The 15,754-nt window shown below is 43.3% G+C and carries 14 protein-coding genes; 12 read left to right on the forward strand and 2 right to left on the reverse strand.

Annotation, left to right across the window (positions count from 1 at the left end):
• The 10 genes from EAG18_RS21655 to EAG18_RS21700 form a co-directional block, all read left to right on the forward strand.
• On the forward strand, nucleotides 1-242 hold a 242-nt coding region (locus EAG18_RS21655; RefSeq protein WP_275557366.1), incomplete at its 5' end, for an anti sigma-E factor RseA C-terminal domain-containing protein.
• Nucleotides 243-1,193 carry a MucB/RseB C-terminal domain-containing protein gene (locus tag EAG18_RS21660; RefSeq protein WP_125254425.1) on the forward strand — a complete coding sequence of 317 codons (951 nt, stop codon included), beginning with the start codon at nucleotides 243-245 and terminating at the stop codon, nucleotides 1,191-1,193. It begins immediately after the preceding gene.
• The gene (locus tag EAG18_RS21665) at nucleotides 1,190-1,651 is read left to right on the forward strand and encodes a SoxR reducing system RseC family protein (protein WP_125254426.1); all 462 of its coding nucleotides are present in this window, start codon (nucleotides 1,190-1,192) and stop codon (nucleotides 1,649-1,651) included. The genes EAG18_RS21660 and EAG18_RS21665 overlap by 4 nt, the downstream gene beginning before the upstream one ends.
• A 59-nt stretch (nucleotides 1,652-1,710) precedes the next feature.
• Nucleotides 1,711-3,498, forward strand: coding sequence for a translation elongation factor 4 (gene lepA / locus EAG18_RS21670; RefSeq protein WP_125254427.1), 1,788 nt, complete (start codon nucleotides 1,711-1,713; stop codon nucleotides 3,496-3,498).
• Nucleotides 3,499-3,510: 12 nt separating this feature from the next.
• Nucleotides 3,511-4,446 carry a signal peptidase I gene (gene lepB, locus EAG18_RS21675; protein ID WP_125254428.1) on the forward strand — a complete coding sequence of 312 codons (936 nt, stop codon included), beginning with the start codon at nucleotides 3,511-3,513 and terminating at the stop codon, nucleotides 4,444-4,446.
• Nucleotides 4,447-4,448: 2 nt separating this feature from the next.
• Nucleotides 4,449-5,126: a ribonuclease III gene (gene rnc / locus EAG18_RS21680; RefSeq protein ID WP_125254429.1), complete on the forward strand. Its 678-nt coding sequence runs from the start codon at nucleotides 4,449-4,451 to the stop codon at nucleotides 5,124-5,126.
• Nucleotides 5,116-6,015 carry a GTPase Era gene (gene era / locus EAG18_RS21685; protein ID WP_125254430.1) on the forward strand — a complete coding sequence of 300 codons (900 nt, stop codon included), beginning with the start codon at nucleotides 5,116-5,118 and terminating at the stop codon, nucleotides 6,013-6,015. Before rnc ends, era begins: the two co-directional genes overlap by 11 nt.
• Nucleotides 6,016-6,708 (forward strand): DNA repair protein RecO, encoded by a 693-nt coding sequence (gene recO / locus EAG18_RS21690; protein ID WP_125254431.1) that lies wholly within the window; start codon nucleotides 6,016-6,018, stop codon nucleotides 6,706-6,708.
• Nucleotides 6,709-7,009: 301 nt separating this feature from the next.
• On the forward strand, nucleotides 7,010-7,744 hold the full coding sequence (gene pdxJ, locus EAG18_RS21695; RefSeq protein ID WP_125254432.1) for a pyridoxine 5'-phosphate synthase: 735 nt from the start codon (nucleotides 7,010-7,012) through the stop codon (nucleotides 7,742-7,744).
• A gap of 152 nt (nucleotides 7,745-7,896) precedes the next feature.
• Nucleotides 7,897-9,951: a TonB-dependent receptor gene (locus EAG18_RS21700; RefSeq protein WP_125254433.1), complete on the forward strand. Its 2,055-nt coding sequence runs from the start codon at nucleotides 7,897-7,899 to the stop codon at nucleotides 9,949-9,951.
• 179 nt (nucleotides 9,952-10,130) lie between these two features.
• Here EAG18_RS21700 and dapD read toward each other — a convergent pair whose 3' ends face one another.
• Entirely contained in the window at nucleotides 10,131-10,958 is an 828-nt protein-coding gene (gene dapD, locus EAG18_RS21705) for a 2,3,4,5-tetrahydropyridine-2,6-dicarboxylate N-succinyltransferase (RefSeq protein ID WP_125254434.1), read from the reverse strand.
• Nucleotides 10,959-10,968: 10 nt separating this feature from the next.
• A complete protein-coding gene (gene glnD / locus EAG18_RS21710) occupies nucleotides 10,969-13,587 on the reverse strand; it encodes a [protein-PII] uridylyltransferase (protein ID WP_125254435.1) in 2,619 nt (872 codons plus the stop codon).
• 297 nt (nucleotides 13,588-13,884) lie between these two features.
• On the opposite strand from glnD, the gene EAG18_RS21715 reads away from it, so the two are divergent.
• Both EAG18_RS21715 and EAG18_RS21720 read left to right on the forward strand, forming a co-directional pair.
• Nucleotides 13,885-14,973 (forward strand): efflux RND transporter periplasmic adaptor subunit, encoded by a 1,089-nt coding sequence (locus EAG18_RS21715; RefSeq protein WP_125254436.1) that lies wholly within the window; start codon nucleotides 13,885-13,887, stop codon nucleotides 14,971-14,973.
• A 10-nt stretch (nucleotides 14,974-14,983) separates the two neighbouring features.
• Nucleotides 14,984-15,754: efflux RND transporter permease subunit (locus EAG18_RS21720; RefSeq protein WP_148098530.1), on the forward strand; the 771-nt coding region annotated here is incomplete at its 3' end.

Genomic DNA, 15,754 nt, shown 5'->3' on the forward strand with positions numbered 1-15,754 from the left:
ATCCAGCGCAGCCGGTTAATGATACTTTGCAATTACAATCAACCCCCTTTGCTGGTGGTGTATCACCAGTAAGTTTATCTACTGAGCCTGCCCTTGAGTCAGCAGCGAAAGGGATCCGTGAGTTGCAGCAACAAAGAATTGGCGCGTTGGTGCTTGAACATCAAAGACAGTCTCGGATGGCTTATGCACTACAACAGACGGGTGAAGAGACGCAGAGCAAACAAGAGGAAAAAGAGCAATAAATGAGAGCACTGGTAGTTGTATTAAGTGTATTTTTCTCTAGTTGGCTGTGRGCAAATGAGAATATCTCAGCCAAACAGCTGTTAAAGGATATGGCAAATGCTGTGCATCATCGCAACTTTGATGCCTCATTTGTTGTGGTCAAAGGTAAGTCAATGGAGCCATATCGCTGGCTGCATGGTAATTTAGGTGGAACCGAGCTTGAGTTATTGAGCTTGCTCAATGGCGCAGGGCTTGAAATGGTTCGCATTGGCGACAAAGTAACTTACTTTGAGCCTAAATCTGACCCCTATACTATTCAAACAGATTCTATAGCAGGTCCCATACCTGAAGTGCTATTCAAAAATATCGATAGTTTGAAAGACAGCTATGATTTTGTTTTAGGCGGAAAGGGGCGTATCGTTGATAGACCAGCGCAATTGGTTAGGCTCGAAGCAAAAGATGATTCAAAATACAACTATTGGCTTTGGATTGATACAGAGTCTTCTTTGCTACTTAAGTCTGCCTATGTTAATCAACAAGGGGAATTGCTAGAGCAACTCCAACTTACCCACATAAGTGTCACTGAGAACCCTACAGAACAATTACTTGAGCTATCAAAAAAGCAATTTCCAGCGCCGATCTCTGGACTGTTACAAACAATTGATAGTGGTGCCAAAAGTAACTGGCAAATTGGATGGTTGCCTCAAGGCTTTGAGCTGTTAAAATCTGATAGACATAAATTAGATTTGAATAATGAGTTAGCAGACTACTATTTGTTTTCAGATGGTTTAGTAGATATATCGGTGTTCGTGCAGCGCCCATTACCAGGCCAGCGCCCAAGCGGTGCACTGTCATCAGGGGCAACTACAGTATACGTTCACAATACTGGTGCGTTTGATGTATCTGTAGTAGGAAATATTCCTGCAATGACCGCGAAGGCAATAGCTGAGTCTGTAAAAAGACCTTTATGATTGAACAAACATTGACAGTTGCAGCCATTAAGGGGGCAACTGTATACCTCGAGGCTGAACCAAAGCCCGCTTGCGAAGGCTGTAATGGTAAGTGTGGGTCACAAGTATTTGCTAAGCTTTTCGGCACTCATAAGAAGCAATTTCCTATTGAACTACCAGAGTCTTCTGTTGCTGTCGGACAAAAAATTAAACTGGCACTTGACGACTCTAATGTGGTTAGGCACGCCTTTTACGTTTACATGTTGCCGCTATTTTTTGCCTTCATTGCGATGTTTTTTACTGCGCTTGTCCTTAACCTCAGTGAACCCTTACAAATTGTAAGTGCATTTTTAAGTGCCTCGGTTGGTTTCTTTTTAGCCAAAATGAAGGGGGACTCATTGAAACATCAGGTAAAAGTGATAAAAATTTACCCAATTAGTCTAGCAATAACGCAAATAGATGGTGATTGTACTAAATAAAATGTAAAATCGAGACCTTAATCTCTATTTGTGACTAACAGAAGTATTGAATCCAGTATATGAAGCATATCCGTAACTTTTCTATTATTGCCCACATTGACCATGGAAAATCGACGTTATCAGACCGCTTAATCCAAGTTTGTGGAGGTTTAACAGACCGCGAAATGCAGCAGCAGGTACTGGATTCGATGGACATCGAACGTGAGCGCGGCATTACCATTAAAGCGCAGAGTGTGACGCTTAACTATAAAGCAAAAGATGGTGAAACTTACCAGCTTAACTTTATCGACACACCTGGACACGTTGACTTTACCTATGAAGTGTCACGTTCTTTAGCGGCGTGTGAAGGTGCCCTACTTGTAGTAGATGCTGGTCAGGGTGTAGAAGCACAAACACTCGCTAACTGTTATACAGCGATTGAAATGGACTTGGAAGTGATCCCGGTCTTGAACAAAATTGACTTACCACAAGCTGATCCACTTCGCGTAGCCGAAGAAATTGAGGATATTGTTGGTATTGAAGCATTAGAAGCCGTTCGTTGTAGTGCTAAAACCGGTATCGGTATCGATGAAGTGCTTGAAGTCATTGTGCGCGATATTCCGCCGCCAGAGGGGGATAGTGACGCGCCTTTACAAGCCCTGATTATTGATTCGTGGTTTGACCCATACCAAGGTGTTGTATCATTAGTACGTATAAAAAATGGTGAGTTAAGAGCGGGTGAAAAGATCAAGATTATGTCTACTGAGCAAGCTCACCAAGTAGACAAGGTCGGTATCTTTACACCAAAGCAGACCAATACCGGGGTATTAAGAACGGGTGAGGTTGGTTTTGTTATCGCAGGTATCAAAGACATTCATGGTGCACCAGTTGGTGATACTATTACCATGGCTCGTGATTCAGCGACAGAGCGTTTGCCAGGTTTCCAAAAGGTAAAACCGCAAGTTTATGCTGGTATGTTCCCAATCTCTTCAGATGATTACGAAAACTTCCGTGATGCCCTGAACAAACTAAGCCTAAACGATGCGTCGCTATTCTTCGAACCTGAAAACTCGACGGCGCTAGGTTTTGGCTTCCGTTGTGGATTCCTTGGTATGCTTCATATGGAAATCATCCAAGAGCGTCTAGAGCGTGAATATGACATGGATCTTATCACCACAGCGCCGACGGTAATCTATGAAGTAGAAACTAAGCACGGTGTGGTAAAAATTGATAACCCATCAGATTTGCCTCCAGTTAATGATATTATTGAGATCCGTGAGCCTATCGTTGAAGCGAATATCTTAGTTCCTCAAGAGTACTTGGGTAATGTAATTACGTTATGTGTTGAGAAGCGTGGCGTGCAAACCAAGATGAGTTACCATGGTAAGCAAGTAGCGGTAACCTACGAATTGCCAATGTCAGAAGTCGTGATGGATTTCTTCGATAAGCTAAAATCTACCAGCCGTGGTTTTGCATCGTTGGATTACAACTTCAAGCGCTTTGAAGCATCAGACATGGTACGTGTAGATATTCTTATTAACGGCGACCGCGTTGATGCGCTTGCAATCATTGTACACCGTGATGGCTCGCAAAGCCGAGGTCGTCAGCTTGCTGAAGCGCTAAGAGAATTAATCCCTCGCCAGATGTTTGATATTGCAATTCAAGCTGCAATTGGTAACCACGTCATTGCTCGTAGTACCGTTAAACAGCTACGTAAAAACGTAATCGCTAAATGTTATGGTGGTGACGTCAGTCGTAAGAAAAAACTTCTGCAAAAGCAAAAAGAAGGTAAGAAGCGTATGAAGCAACTTGGTAACGTTGAAGTGCCACAAGACGCATTCTTAGCAATATTGAAAGTAGGCAAGTAACAGGAAATACAAATGGCAGGTTATTTTTCAATTTTATTGGTGCTACTCACGGTCGGTTCAGGCCTTATTTGGTTGATCGATCATTTGGTGTACGCGCCAAAAAGACAAGCTAGGCTTGCTATCGCGCAAGGTGCGTCTGACACACAGTTAGATGACGACGTCATTGCAGAGATTGCACCTGAACCTGCCATTGTTGAAAATGCAAAATCAATCTTCCCAATGATTGCAGCGATCACAATTTTTCGTTCGTTTATATTTGAGCCGTTTCAAATCCCGTCAGGTTCGATGATGCCAACTTTGTTGGATGGTGATTTTATTTTGGTGGAAAAGTACGCATACGGAATAAAAGATCCGGTATGGCGTAGCAAACTCATCGAAACTGGTACACCTGAGCGTGGTGATATTGCTGTGTTTAAGTTTCCGCTAGACGAACGTATTGATTTTATTAAACGTATCGTTGGTTTACCCGGCGATCATATAGTTTATCGCAATCGCCAGCTTTACATAAAGCCAAAGTGTGATGAAGGACAAAGTGAAGTAAATGGCCTAACGTGTGGTGAGTACAATAAGATTGATGTCGATATTGTTAACCGCGACGAATTTAAACAAGGGCCAATGCAGTTAGTGCGTTTAACTGAGCATTTGCCTAATGTAGAGCATGATATTTTAATTAACCCTGAAGTATTAGAGCTAACAGATCGCTACTATCAGCAACCTGGTACTCGCCGCGATGAGTGGGTAGTGCCTGAGGGCAGTTATTTTGCGATGGGAGATAACCGTAATAATAGCCAAGATAGTCGTATGTGGGGCTTTGTACCAGACGAAAATCTGGTTGGCCGAGCGGTATTTATTTGGCTAAGCTTTGACTTTGATAATGGCCCAGACAGTATTTTGCCAGGGTGGGTTCCAACTGGTGTTCGTTTTGAACGCCTAGGTAGTATTCAGTAACAATGAAAAGAAATGTAGAAGAACTTTATAATAAAATAGGGTACAACTTCTCTGATAAGGCGCTGCTTGAGCAGGCTTTGACGCATCGCAGTCACAAAGGCCAGCACAACGAGCGTCTAGAATTTTTGGGTGACTCTATTTTAAGCTTTGTGATCGCCAATGCGTTGTATCACAAATTTCCTAAAGCGCGTGAAGGTGATTTAAGCCGCATGCGCTCAACACTGGTTCGTGGCCAAACCTTAGCTGAATTCGGAGTGGAGTTTGCGCTTGGAGACTACTTACGTTTAGGTCCAGGCGAGCTGAAAAGTGGTGGCTTCCGTCGAGAATCGACACTTGCAGATGCAGTAGAAGCAATCATCGGCGCGGTATTTCTTGATTCAGATATCGAGGTATGCCAAAACTTGGTGTTAAATTGGTATGAGTCAAGACTGACTGCTATTTCGCCAGGCCACAATCAAAAAGATCCAAAGACATTGCTTCAAGAGTATCTTCAGGCACGCAAATTGCCACTGCCAGGTTACACTGTCATTGATACAAAAGGGCAAGCTCATAACCAAACATTCACGGTTGAATGTATAGTGGAAGGGATGGAAAGTATAATTTCAGTAGGCAGCTCGCGACGCAAAGCTGAGCAAAAAGCTGCCGAAAAAGCGCTAAAGATTTTAAAGAATGACGCTTGATACGCATTGCGGCATGATTGCCATAGTCGGAAGACCTAACGTAGGTAAATCGACACTATTAAATAAGTTGGTCGAGCAAAAGGTAAGTATTACCTCACGCAAACCACAAACGACACGCCACCGCATTATGGGGATCCACACTGAGGGTAACTATCAAGCGGTGTATGTTGACACTCCTGGACTTCATATTGAAGAGAAACGCGCCATTAACCGTTTGATGAACCGAGCCGCTTCAAGCTCTATCGGTGACGTAGAGCTGGTATTGTTTGTTGTTGAGGGGACGCACTGGACAGCTGATGATGAGATGGTGCTAACTAAGATAAAAGACAGTGGTCGTCCAATTTTGGTCATCATGAACAAAACCGACCAAGTCAAAGACAAAGACTTGTTGATGCCACATATTCAATGGCTGAGTGAGCAGGGCGATTTTATCGGCATAGTTCCAATTTCGGCTAAGCAAGGTAAGAACGTTGACATGATCAAAGAGGAAGTACACAAACGCCTACCTGCGTGTGAGTTTTATTTCCCAGAAGATTATGTGACAGACCGCTCTATGCGTTTCTTAGCGGCGGAAATTGTGCGTGAGAAGTTAATGCGCTTTATGGGCGATGAGCTACCGTACTCCGTTACCGTAGAAATCGAACAGTTTAAGTGGCAGGACAACGGAGTTTGGCAGATCAATGCCTTGATCTTAGTTGAGCGAGAGTCGCAAAAACGTATGGTCATAGGAAATAAAGGCGAAAAGCTAAAAGTCATTGGTCGCGAAGCGCGTAAAGATCTTGAAAACATGCTTGATAATAAAGTTTATCTAGAATGCTGGGTTAAAGTAAAATCTGGCTGGGCAGATGACGAACGTGCTCTTCGTAGCTTAGGATACGGAGAAGACTGATTGGACAGCGACTTTCGGCAGGCCTACCTGTTGCATCGCAGACCTTATAGCGATTCTCAGGTGCTGCTTGATGTGCTTGTCGAAGGTGTTGGACAACTCAAAATGCTTGCCCGCGTCAAGGGCAAGCAAGCCCTCAAACATAACGCTCAACTGCGACCTTTTTCCCTACTATTGCTGCAATATGCCGGTAAATATGACTTCAAGTTCGTAAATCGATTTGAACCTACTGATAATCAAATACAGTTACTTGGCCGTCAGCTTTATTGTGGTTTGTACCTTAATGAATTGACACAACGAGTTGTGCCAACAAACGAGCCTTTAGAGCAAATTTTTGAGCTGTATCAGCTTCATCTTACTCGTCTGGCCGAAGATGACGATGTTGAACCAATATTGCGCAGTTTTGAACTACAACTGCTTGCAGAACTCGGGTTTGCAGTCGAATTAGAATTTGATGCAGATGGTAATCCAATCAAGCCAAAAGCAGCGTATAAGTATATTGCTGAATATGGTTTTATTGCAGTTGGTCGGGAACCTGATACGATACCAGGTAGTATGCTATTGGCAATTGCTGCTCATGATTATGAAGACCTTGCGGTACGCAGGGCGGCAAAGTGGCTAACTCGCAAGCTAATGGCGCCTTTGGTTGGTAAGCAGGGCCTTAAAAGCAGAGAACTATTTATTTCAAAGAAATAAAATCACTTAACAAAGCGCAGTACAATAATACCAGTATTGCAGTGGTGGGCGATGAATCGCACACAATGTCTTATACCAATTTGACTTAATACTTGCTCAATTTGAAGGAGTAAATCTGACGCTAACCGCGTTAAAAATTTCTTATTTAGAACAACTAAATAGCTAAATTTTTGCCTTGCCTACAAGGATGTAGGTACCTTGGCGATAGCAGGATGCGGTAGCGGGGTTATCGACAAAATTTTCTCGCCTCAAAATAGACCACTTAATTAAGAAAATTGATATTATTATCAAGGGATAAACAATGAGAGATATTTTACTTGGCGTAAACGTAGATCATATTGCGACGCTCCGTCAGGCTCGCGGTACAAGTTACCCAGATCCTGCACATGCGGCAGCTGTTGCTGAACACGCGGGCGCAGATGGTATTACCATTCACTTACGTGAAGACCGCCGTCATATTCAAGACCGCGATGTTTATGTGATGGCTAAAACCATCCAAACACGTATGAATCTTGAGATTGCAGTGACTGACGAAATGCTCGACATTGCTTGTGAAGTAAAGCCAGAATACGTTTGCCTCGTGCCAGAAAAACGTGAAGAACTTACCACTGAAGGTGGTCTAGACGTGGCTGGAAATTTAGCAAAGATCACAGCAGCAACCGAGCGTTTAGCTGACGCTGGTATTAAAGTAAGTTTATTTATTGATGCTGATAAAAAGCAGCTAGACGCTGCAAAGAAAACAGGCGCACCTTATATTGAGATCCACACCGGTGCTTATGCTGATGCTGAAAATGACACTGAAATGAAAGCTGAGCTAGAACGGATCCGTGAAGGTGTGCAATATGCACACGGTTTAGGGCTGATCGTGAACGCAGGACATGGTCTTCATTATCACAACGTGAAAGCGATCGCAGAAATGCCAGAAATTTATGAACTAAATATTGGTCATGCGATTATCGCAAGGGCGGCGATTGATGGCTTAGAAAAGGCAGTCCGCGACATGAAGCGATTGATGCTAGAGGCAAGGCAAGCGTAACACCAAGTAAAGTATGACAATAAGGGGCTGAGTAGCCCTTTCTTTTTGTCTGATAGTACCTTGGAGATTGCAAAATGCGCTGGGGGTGCTGTTAATACGGTTTTCTCGCTTCAAATAGAGCACTTAATTAAGTTAATTGAATTGGTAATAGAATGAAAAAATTAGTGTCTGCTCTAGCTGTGCTTGGTTTTGCGCCACAGCTAAGTATCGCTGCATCAAGTAATGAATTGGAAATTATAACCACAACCGCATCACGGCTGGCGGTTACTAGCACAGAGAACCCCGTTAGTCTGTCAGTATTGTCCGAGGTGCAGTTAGAGGATATCGGTGTTACTCATATTGAAAGGGCGCTTAGACTAGTAGCGGGTGCCAATATGCAGCATGGAAATGGGCAAGAATATCTGCCAGCGCTAAGATCACAAGTACTATCCGGTGCCGGAGCCTGTGGAGGACTCTTAACGGCGGAGGATGGCATTGCGCTTAGAGCCGCTGGATTTTGCAATATCAATGAACTATTTGAATCTCATTTTGAAGCAGCAAAACGTATAGAAGTGCTGAAAGGGCCAAACAGCGTACTTTATGGCTCTAATGCCATTCATGGGGTGGTGAACGTGATCACTTCTGACACTACCTCGGATGAAGCACGTATTGGCTTGGATATTGGTTCGTATGGCTATAGTCGAGCACGTATGCAAGCGGGCAGTGAGTCATTAGGGCTCGGCTCAGCGCTGACGATCACAAAAGACACTGGTTATCGCGATGGTGAAGGCGTAGAGCAGCAGAAGTTAAGCCTCAAGCACAAACACCAAGGTCAGTTTGCTAGTGTTGTTTCAGGTATGACGTATACTCATTTAGACCAGCAAACTGCAGGCTATATAACAGGTGTTGATAGTTATAAAGATGAGACACTAGCAAAGCAAAATGAAAACCCTGAGGCATTTAGAAAAGCTTCATCATTTCGGGCATGGAGTGAAGTTTCTTGGCTTTGGAATAATACCGATACAGTATTACTAAAACCTTACTTACGTTGGCAGGAGATGGAGTTTGTTAAACATTTTTTACCAGGTAAGCCCTTTGAAGAAAATGGTCAAACGGGTGTCGGGTTGCAGACTCTAGTGCAAAGTGAATTAAGCACAAATATTCAATTAGACTGGGGGCTAGATGCGGAGTATACCCAAGGTGAGATGTTGCAATATCAACCAACCCCAACGCAAGGTTCTCCTTTTTTACAAGCTACGATCCCAACGGGAAGACACTACGACTATGAAGTAGATGCTCGCCAAATCGCACCTTTTGCAAAATTCATCTGGCAGCAAGATAACTGGTTGCTTGAATTAGGCGGGCGTTATGAATCAATGCGTTATGACTATCATAACTTCTTACCGGTAGGACGAACCAAAGAAGATGGTTCAGAATGTAGCAAAGGGGGGTGTCGTTATAGTCGCCCAGCCAGTGACATAGACCGCTTTGATTATTTTTCCCCAAAGTTTGCGATACGTTATGCGTTTGCGCAGTCTCATATAGCCTACGCGAATATATCTAGTGGTTATCGTGCCCCACAAGCCGCTGAGTTATATCAGTTGCAACGAGCACAGCGCAAAGCATCGCTCAAAGAGGAGAACGCTAACAACATTGAGTTTGGCGTAAAGGGTAGCACAGAAAAACTGACATATCAGGCAGCCGTTTATGTCATGGAAAAAGAAAACCTGATTTTCCGTGATAGTGATTTTTTCTATATTAATAATGGACGTTCGAAACATGCAGGGATGGAATTAGAATTACGCTATCAGCTATCATCAAATTGGAAGATTGACCTGGCAGCGACTCATGCCAAACACACCTTTGAGCAAAACAGCATCCTCAATGGCATTAATATCAACGGGAATGATTTAGACTCAGCACCAAGGCATTTAGCGAATGTGCAACTACATTGGCAGGCATTAGAAAATTTACGCTGGTCGTTAGCTTGGCATCATGTTGGAGACTATTTTACTGATCCTGAAAACCAACATCGTTACGCAGGTCACGATCTGCTTACACTAAGAGGAAGGTGGCAGATCAGCCCTCAACTTGCACTGACTATGAGAGTGAAAAACCTCACGGATACGCGTTACGCAGAGCGAGCTGACTATACGTCGTTCAGCGGTGAAAGGTATTTTCCTGGTAGGCCGAGAAATGTCCTCGTTTCACTAGATTATCGTTGGTAATACCTGAAAAAAGGGAGCCTCAAGCTCCCTCGTAGTAAAAGTGTGATTGTTATACCAATTAGTCTTAATGCTTGCTTACAGTAGGACGTAGGTACCTCGCTGTGAGCAGGGCAAGAAAGCGTTGTTATCGACAAGAGTTCTTTGCCCCAAAATAGACCACATAATTAAAGTAATGGGTATTAATCGTCTATTGAGCGAAGTAGTGCATTAATGCCGACCTTTTCACGCGTTTGTTGATCCACTTTTTTCACAATAATAGCCGCGTATAGGCTGTGAGAGCCATCTTTGCTTGGAAGTGAACCTGGCACTACAACTGCGCCAGCTGGTACTCGACCATAATGGATTTCACCAGTCTCACGGTCATAAATACGTGTACTTTGTGAAATATATACCCCCATCGAAATAACGGCGCCTTCTTCAACAATAACCCCTTCGACAATCTCAGAGCGAGCACCGATAAAGCAATTATCTTCAATAATGGTTGGATTAGCTTGTAACGGCTCTAACACACCGCCGATACCGACACCGCCAGATAGATGAACGTTTTTACCAATTTGTGCACACGATCCTACCGTAGCCCAAGTATCTACCATCGTGCCTTCATCAACATAAGCACCAATATTTACGTAAGATGGCATCAGCACAACGTTTTTACCCACAAAGCTACCTTGACGAGCCACCGCATTTGGTACCACGCGCATGCCGCCTTGTTGGAACTGCTCAGGTGTGTAATCAGAAAACTTCAGTGGCACTTTATCGTAAAACTGATTTACACCATCGCTCATCGGTTGGTTATCACGAATTCTAAAAGACAGTAACACCGCTTTTTTTAGCCATTGGTGCACAACCCACTCACCACTAATCTTCTCAGCAACGCGCGCAGCACCAGAGTCCAAAAGCTCAAGCGCTTGAACAATCGCTTGCTTTACTTCGTCTGATACTGCCGTTGGGGTAATGGTATCGCGGTTTTCCCACGCGGTTTCAATCGTCGTTTTTAAATCAGACATAAATTCCTCTTTACTCTGTTTCAGCATTTAATTTTTTAAGTAGCGCTCGGTGAAGCTCGGCTTTTTGTACTTCGTCGAGCGCCTTATAGTCTTTGTTCGAGACCACGAAAAAGTCTTCTGCACGTTCGCCGACGGTTGTAATGCGTGCGGCATGAATATGAAGTGAATAGGCTTGGAACACCTCAGCAATTTTAGTCAGCAGTCCTGGAATATCAATAGCCTGAATTTCAATTAGGCTACGATTTTCACGTGCATGTGGGCGCAAAATAATTTTTGGTCTGATGTTAAAGTCTTTAAACTTTTGCGAGCGGTTCTTTTTAATTCGGATTTTTTTCTTCGGATCTTTCAGTAGCGTTTCCAGACCTTTTCTGATGCCAGCTGCACGGCTGGTACTGAGCGGATCGCCGTTCACTTCTAAAATGACAAAACTAAAGACGACATAGCTGTCCTTGGTTGTCATTACCTGTGCGTGTTGGATCTGTGCTTTTTTAGAGCCAATGACACTGACTAGCTTGGCAAACAGTGCCGACTCATAGGGACTATACACAAATACTTGCGTGCCACCGTGCATGGGTTTATTTGAAACAATAACACTTGGCTGGCTAAGGTCGTTTGATTGCAGTAAGTGCTCTGAGTGCCACGAAATTTGTTGCTCGCTAAAGGCAGTAAAGTAATTTGCTTTAAAGCGTGACCAAATTAAATCAATATATTCCTCAAAATAGCCTAAATTAATCAACCGCTGTTTTGCTTGGCGCTTTTTATCCCGGATTTGATCGCGCATATCCATAGGGTTTTCAAGACCCAATCTGAGCGCGCGTTGAGTATGTAGGTATAGCTCTCGTAATAACGTGTTTTTCCAGTCATTCCAAAGATTGTCATTGGTGGCTCTAATGTCGGCAACTGTTAAGCAATAAAGATAATCTAGTTGACGTTCGTTTTTTATTTTTTGTGCAAATTCCGCGATAACATCAGGATCGTTAATATCCTTGCGCTGAGCCGTCACTGACATCAGTAAATGGTGCTGCACCAACCACGCCACAAGCTTCGCATCTGACTGTGTAAATCCGTGCATCTTAGTAAAGGCCATGGCATCTACTGCCCCAAGTTCGGAGTGATCGCCGCCCCGGCCTTTGGCAATATCATGAAAAATACCGGCTAAGTAAAGCAGCTCTGGTTTGTCCATGCGTGCAACTATCTCAGAGCAAATGGGAAATTCACTGATGTGTTCTTTGTCAAAGTAGCGATAAATATTGTTGATAAGTTTGTGCGTATGCTCATCAACGGTATAGGCATGGAATAGGTCAAACTGCATTTGGCCGAAAATATTGCGCCATTGCGGTAAGTAAGCGGCAATAAGGCCGTGCTTGTGCATTAATGTAAAGGCTCTACCCATGCCATTTGGATGTTTGAGCAAGCGTAAAAAGGCATCTCGACACCCTGCATAATCTTGCAAGTCGCCCAATAAACGACGTCTAACCTGACGCATCGTACGGATGGTACTTGGGTCAATTTGGGTGATCCTTGGGTTATCCGCAATATGCTCAAAAAGAACAAAGAGGTTTTCACGACGAAAGAATACTGAGGGGTTCTTCACTCGGATCTTATTACCGATCCGCTCGAAATTTCTATCAAGAGGAGTGGCTTCAAGTTCAACCTGCTCTGGTAAAATACTTTGCTCAAAATACGACAGCAGCATTTGGTTCATTTCGCGTACTCGGCTCATGATCCTAAATAAACGCTTCATCATTCGTTCAACGGATGCCTTACCTTCAGAGCCAAACCCAAGTAGTTCTGCTGCGTGAGGCTGGTGATCAAACAATAATCTATTTTCGCTGCGCCCTGCTGCTAAATGCAGTGCAAAGCGGATATTCCAGAGGTTTTCGATACATTCCAGTAACTCTTGGTACTCCTCATGAGTGAGGTAACCATGGTTAATTAGCTCTTCGAGGGTTTCAGCATGAAAGTGCTTTTTGGCTACCCAGAATATAGTCTGTAAGTCTCTCAGACCACCGGGGTTTTCTTTGATATTTGGCTCTAAGTTATACGCGGTACCATGACATTTTTTGTGGCGAATTTTTTGTTCGTTGACCTTAGCTATGAAAAAGTCACTCGATTGCCAAATAGGAGTTTCTACGATGTGTCGCTTAAGGCGCTCATATTCAATGTGATTACCGCAGATCAAGCGGCTCTCTAATAGACTAGTAGTGAAGTGCACATCATTTTGTTTTTGATCAAGTACCTGTTCGTGTGTTCTCACACTATGACCAATATCAAGACCGAGATCCCAAAGATATGTGACAAATTGCTCAAGTCCAGTGGTCACTTGCTCGCAAGGGGTATCTTTGGTTAGTACCAGAAAGTCGATGTCAGAAAACGGGTGTAATTCTCCTCGCCCGTAGCCGCCGATTGCGATAAGCGCAAGGTCAGGGTGCTGTGCAAGACCGGTATCATTAAATAATTTGATAAGTAGTCGGTCGATAAACTCAGCGCGCGAGTTAATTAGGTTTCGAACGGGCTGTTTGGAAAACTGGTTACTTAACCATTTATAAAAATAAGCCAGGCAGTCTCGATAATCTGACAACGCTTGTGCTTCATCAAGGAGCGTTTTTACTTTGTTCGGTAATGCCACTTAGGATCCTGTATCGTGCACGCAACATCAATAGAAACCTGTTTTACACTAATTAGATAACAATTGCGAGTGATGAGCGCGCGATGGTGCAAGGTTTGATCAGTAAGCTGCTAACTGGCGCGAAGTAATAAATTAACTGCTGATAAGTTGCAGATATTTTGTTCGTTTTAGTTTAACTTGCAAATAAACTAAACCGTGTAGTATAGTTTTGTCGTCATATACATTTCTCACGTCGGATCAGTGGCGCCATTTACTGTTCACGATAAGAAACTTACTCACAGGCATAAGGGATAAATTATGTTGGTATCGAGAGTTAATAGCCTTTATTTGGTTGGTTTTTTGGCGTTACATTTATTAGGCTGTGGCAGTGCTGCACCAAATAAAGACGAGGTTGAACAAAGACCTCAAGTGAGCATTACGCGGGTAGAGCCTGGTAATGACTATATTGAGCAATCTTATTTGGGCTATGTACGAGCGCATGACCGCGGTGAGTTAAGTTTTGAGGTTAGAGGTAAAATTGTTTCATTGGATTTGGACATCGGTGATAGTTTTAGCAAAGGTCAGATACTATCAAGGTTAGACCCAATTACCTCTGAGCTTGCTTTGAAAGAAGCAGAAGCGAGTGTAAATCAAGCTAAATATGATTTAGAAAACGCAGTCATTGAATTGGAGCGAAGAAAAGCACTGAGCAAACGCTCATTAGTTCCCGATACTGAAGTCGATTTATGGAAATTAAAAGTAGACAGTGCATTGGCGCAAGTGAACCTACTTGAGGCTAAACGAGATATAGCAAAAAAAGGGGTATTGGATACTAAAATCATCGCGCCTTTTGATGGTAGTGTAACTGGAAAGTTCGCGCAAAAAAATCAGCATGTATCAGCCAATCAAGCCATATTATCAGTAAAATCAGACAATACCACGCTAGAAGTATTGACGCGGATCCCGTATCAACATGTTAATCAGCTTACTGTAGGTCAGCAGGTATCCATGTATACCTTAGAGCAGCATCAACTTTACGGGATGATCAAGAGCATTAATCGCCAGGCAAGTGCCAATGGCCTTATTGAAGCGTTAATCGTATTAAAGAGTAAGTATTCAGAGTTTGTGGTGCCGGGCGCTCCAGTTAATGTTTCATTGAATATTAAAAGCATACAGCACAATTATTCTATCCCAGTCACAGCATTACGTCGTGATACCAATAATAGTCACTTTGTTTGGGTTTTAGAGCCTGATACCCAAACGGTATCCAAAAAAGTCGTGAAAATCGCGCGGATCCGCAGCGGCCGAGTATTTATACATGGTGAATTAGAAGTAGATAGCAAAATTATTTTACATGGTGGTCAGGGGCTTGCTAGTGGACAAGCTGTTGAGCTAGTTAACTTGTAAGGAGCCTGTTATGTCTATTTCGGTAATCGCGTATAAACAACGTGCGTTAATCTTGACCTCAGTATTACTAGCCATGTGTTTTGGAATAGTGAGCTTTTTCACTTTACCAGCAAGGGAAGACCCCGAGGTGATCATCCGAGAGGCTGTGATTTCAACTAATTTTCCAAATATGAAGGCCGAAGATGTAGAGAGGTTGGTTACAAGGCCATTAGAGGCTGCCATCGTTACCTTGCCTGAACTGGATGAAGTCAGGTCTTCTTCTATGGATGGACGCTCTATTATCCATGCAAAGGTTGAGGACAAGTATAGTGAACTTGACCAGATATGGGATGAACTAGCCGAAGCCGTGGAGTTTGCTAGCCTCAGCTTGCCTCAAGGTGCGAGTAAACCGGTAGTTAATGACGACTTTGGTGATGTGGCTGTTATGACCTTTGCATTGACATCAAAGTCAATAGCATTGGACGACATATACGATGTTGCACAAGGTATCAGAGATCAGCTAGTTTTTATCGAGGGGACGCGTCGTGTAGGCATTCATGGTAGCCCTGAAGAAGTGTTTTATATTGATTTTAATGATGCTGCACTAGAGGCCTTTGGGCTGACTAAAAATGAAATTTCACAAGTGATTAAAAAGAACAATAACTATGAAGCGATTGGAGCCGTAAATACCAATGAGTATTCTATTCTTGTGAGCGCCAATATCGGATTGGATAGAGAAGACAAGTTACTGAACTTACCAATTTTAATTCGCGATAAAACCAATACTGCCCCGCATGGGATC

The organism is Pseudoalteromonas sp. J010, from assembly GCF_003934235.1.
In the GTDB taxonomy this organism is placed as follows: Bacteria; Pseudomonadota; Gammaproteobacteria; order Enterobacterales; family Alteromonadaceae; genus Pseudoalteromonas; species Pseudoalteromonas peptidolytica.

What these genes read in the sequence shown, in the direction of transcription:
- EAG18_RS21665 (WP_125254426.1), top strand. Translation starts at nt 1,190, where the DNA reads ATGATTGAACAAACATTGACAGTTGCAGCCATTAAGGGGGCAACTGTA.
- lepA (WP_125254427.1), top strand. Translation starts at nt 1,711, where the DNA reads ATGAAGCATATCCGTAACTTTTCTATTATTGCCCACATTGACCATGGA.
- lepB (WP_125254428.1), top strand. Translation starts at nt 3,511, where the DNA reads ATGGCAGGTTATTTTTCAATTTTATTGGTGCTACTCACGGTCGGTTCA.
- rnc (WP_125254429.1), top strand. Translation starts at nt 4,449, where the DNA reads ATGAAAAGAAATGTAGAAGAACTTTATAATAAAATAGGGTACAACTTC.
- era (WP_125254430.1), top strand. Translation starts at nt 5,116, where the DNA reads ATGACGCTTGATACGCATTGCGGCATGATTGCCATAGTCGGAAGACCT.
- pdxJ (WP_125254432.1), top strand. Translation starts at nt 7,010, where the DNA reads ATGAGAGATATTTTACTTGGCGTAAACGTAGATCATATTGCGACGCTC.
- EAG18_RS21700 (WP_125254433.1), top strand. Translation starts at nt 7,897, where the DNA reads ATGAAAAAATTAGTGTCTGCTCTAGCTGTGCTTGGTTTTGCGCCACAG.
- dapD (WP_125254434.1), bottom strand. Translation starts at nt 10,958, where the DNA reads ATGTCTGATTTAAAAACGACGATTGAAACCGCGTGGGAAAACCGCGAT.
- EAG18_RS21715 (WP_125254436.1), top strand. Translation starts at nt 13,885, where the DNA reads ATGTTGGTATCGAGAGTTAATAGCCTTTATTTGGTTGGTTTTTTGGCG.